The 3,080-nt window shown below is 70.5% G+C and carries 4 protein-coding genes and 1 pseudogene; 3 read left to right on the top strand and 2 right to left on the bottom strand.

Translation table 11 applies throughout. From position 1 onward, the window contains the following. A pseudogene (locus HMPREF3086_RS19310) lies at positions 1-409 on the top strand (hypothetical protein); the annotation flags it as partial. Between the two features lie 32 nt (positions 410-441). On the opposite strand, the gene HMPREF3086_RS12155 reads toward HMPREF3086_RS19310, so the two are convergent. Then, complete coding sequence (locus HMPREF3086_RS12155) at positions 442-792, bottom strand: hypothetical protein (protein WP_061227499.1); 351 nt, start codon at positions 790-792, stop codon at positions 442-444. Between the two features lie 98 nt (positions 793-890). Next, positions 891-1,787: a glycosyltransferase family 2 protein gene (locus tag HMPREF3086_RS12160; RefSeq protein ID WP_061227500.1), complete on the bottom strand. Its 897-nt coding sequence runs from the start codon at positions 1,785-1,787 to the stop codon at positions 891-893. A gap of 63 nt (positions 1,788-1,850) precedes the next feature. Here HMPREF3086_RS12160 and HMPREF3086_RS12165 point away from each other — a divergent pair, with 63 nt between their 5' ends. Next, complete coding sequence (locus HMPREF3086_RS12165) at positions 1,851-2,615, top strand: glycosyltransferase family 2 protein (protein WP_239550367.1); 765 nt, start codon at positions 1,851-1,853, stop codon at positions 2,613-2,615. Continuing rightward, positions 2,612-2,998 carry a DUF2304 domain-containing protein gene (locus HMPREF3086_RS12170; protein ID WP_061227501.1) on the top strand — a complete coding sequence of 129 codons (387 nt, stop codon included), beginning with the start codon at positions 2,612-2,614 and terminating at the stop codon, positions 2,996-2,998. The genes HMPREF3086_RS12165 and HMPREF3086_RS12170 overlap by 4 nt, the downstream gene beginning before the upstream one ends. Positions 2,999-3,080 lie beyond the last annotated feature (82 nt).

Here is a 3,080-nt window from a genome sequence, read left to right on the forward strand (position 1 = left end):
CGCAGCCGGCGGGCCAGCCGGACCCGGGACGGGCGGCCCGACCGCCGGGGTGCCCGGCACCGGTTCCGCCCCCGGAGGGACGGCGGGAACGGGCCCGGGGACGATGGGCTCGTCGTCGTCGACCAGTACGGCCAACGGTCCGCGAGCAGGGGCGATGCCGATGGGCGCGATGATGGGCGCGGCCGGGGCCGGACAGAATTCGGACCGTCGCGGCCACACCCCCGCCGGCTACCTGACCAACGCCACCAACACCACCGCCATCATCGGCGACCCCGTCAAGGTCGCACCGGCGGTGCTGGGGCGGACCGTGGACGAGCCGGCACAGGAGGGTGGCCGGGACGGCGCCGCGCCGTACCGCGGCCGCACCCTCGGACGCGACTACACCGGCGGCGGCGCCAAAGGACCGTAGCGCAGGGACCGTGGCCGGGAGACCGATTCGGCTCAGCTCAGACCGCGCAACGTCGCCGGCGCCGGGAACGGCACCACGATCTCGCGGCCGACCTCCTCGATCGCGTCGGTGAGCGCGGTGGAGAGCACGATGCGGTCCTCGTAGACATGCGCGATGCGGACCACCGTCTCGCGGTCGCCCTCGTCGATGACATACCGGTCCATGAGGAACCGCAGGCCCACTCCCTCGAGGACCTGCTCGGCCTCGTGCCAGTCGTCGACCGGGTCCAGCGGCCGGCCCAGTCTGTCGATCGGCACGACCAGCGGCTCGGCGACCGCCATGTCGATCCAGCCGACCACCTCGCCGTCGTCACGCCGGTGCGGCACCCACGACGCGGGGATCACAACGACCCCACCGCACCCACCACCCCGGTCATGCGGTGACCACCGCCTCCATCGCCAGGAACGCCACCACTGACACGACCGGGGTCGCCCCTGTCGGCTCAGAACTTGCGGAACGTGTGCCCGAGCAGCTTCTTCCCGCCCTCGGCGAGCTTGCCTGCCTTCGCGGCGGTCGGCAGCAGCGACAGTGCGTTGAGCCGCGACGTGACGTGCAGCCGCGCCGCGCGCTCTGCACTCTTCCACCCGCGGGCGGCGAAGGCGTCGGCCTCGCCGCCGAAGAAGCGGGCCTCCTCGTCGAACCGGCGCCCGTCCAACGCGCGCACCGACGAGTCGGACGCGGAGTGACGCCGGTAGAGGAACGCCAGCGTCGGGTCGTAGATCATGTGGCCGCCGCCGGTGATGACGTCCACCAGCAGGGCGAGATCCTGCACCACGTCCAGTCCCTCGCGGAAACCGATCCGCTTGACCCACTCGGAGTTCCACGCCAGGGACGGGAAGTATGTCCAGTTCCCGTGCATGAGCGAGGTCATGAGCTTCTCGCCGTGCAGCACCGTGCGGCCCTGCGTCTTGGGCTGCGTGAACGCCTTGACCGAGTCGGACAGGCCGCGCACGGGCGCACCGTTCTCGTCGATCACGCTGACGCCGACCTCCATCACGGCGGCGTCGGGCACGGCGGCGAACCCGTCGGCCACCACCTGGAGGTAGTTGGGCAGCATGACGTCGTCGGCACCCATGATCACCACGATCGGCGCGGTGACCATCTCCACGCACTTGCGGTAGTTGCCGTTCGCGCCGAGGTTGACCTCGTTCTTCTCGTACGAGACCCGCTCGTCGCGCGCGGTGATCTCGCCCATGTAGCGGGCCGGCTCGGGATCCGGGTAGCCGTCGTCCACCACGACGAGGCGGAAATCCCGGTAGGTCTGGGCGAGGACACTGTCCACGGCCTTCTTGAAGTGGTCGACGTCCCCGTAGTACGGGAGCATCACGTCAATGGCCATCAGGGGAACCGCCGTCCTTCTCATCACCGGGTTGTCCGACTGATCGCATAGTATCGACCCGCGATGACGGGTGACAGAGTGCGGGACAGCGAGCCGGGAGCGGCGGACCGACCGGCGGGCGGCCACGGCCCCGTCGGCAACCGCGATGTGTGGCTCATCGTGCCCTGTTTCAACGAGGGCACCGTGATCGAGGACGTGCTGCGCAGTGCGCGCGAGACGTTCCCCAACATCGTGGCGGTGGACGACGGGTCGGCGGACGACTCGGCCTCGGCGATCCACCGCGCCGGCGCGCACCTGGTGCGGCACCCGGTCAACCTCGGCCAGGGGGCGGCCATCCAGACCGGTGTGGAGTACGCCCGCGCCCAGCCCGGCGCCCGCTACTTCGTCACGTTCGACGCCGACGGTCAGCACCAGGTCAAGGACGTGCAGGCGATGGTCGAGCGGCTGCGCAGCGAGCCGGTGGACATCATCGTGGGCACCCGCTTCGGCCGCCCGCGCGGTGAGGACGACCAGGTGCCGCTCATCAAACGCCTGGTCCTGCGCACGGTGGTGCTGCTCAGCCCCCGCACCCGACGGCTCGGCCTGACCGACGCCCACAACGGGCTGCGCGTGTTCAACCGCCGCGTCGCCGAGGACCTCAACCTGCGCATGAACGGCATGAGCCACGCCAGCGAGTTCGTGGAGCTCATGGACTCGCACGGCTGGCGGGTCGCCGAGCAGCCGGTGGACATCCTCTACACCGAATACTCCATGTCCAAGGGGCAGTCGCTGCTCAACGGCATCAACATCCTCTCCGACGGCTTCGTGGGACGGAGGCTGCCCCGATGATCAAGGTCCTGCTCCTGCTGGCCGGCGCCGCACTGGTGCTGTTCTTCCTCGCCAACCGCCGGAAGGCGCGGGCCAAGGCGGGCGTGAAGATCGGGTTCGTCCTCTTCGTGGTGTTCATGGTGTACGCCGTGATCCGCCCCGACGACCTCACGGTGATCGCCAACGCCCTCGGCGTGCAGCGCGGCACCGACCTGGTGTTGTACGCGCTGGTCATGGGCTTCGCTTTTGTCACCGTCTCCACCTACGTGCGGTTCCGCGAGCAGGAGCTGCGCTACTCGCGCCTGGCGCGCACCCTCGCCCTGCAGAACGCCGTGCGTCCCGACGACACGGTCGACGTCCGCGCGATGAAGCCGGCGGCGGACGACGACCCGCTGCGGCCCTGACCCCGCCCGTGGACGACGCCGTGCGTGGCGAAGCCGCACGCCTGCTGCGGCGCCTCGAGGTGGCGGGCGCTCGCCTCGACCG

The organism is Dietzia sp. HMSC21D01, assembly GCF_001815995.1.
GTDB lineage: Bacteria > Actinomycetota > Actinomycetes > Mycobacteriales > Mycobacteriaceae > Dietzia > Dietzia cinnamea.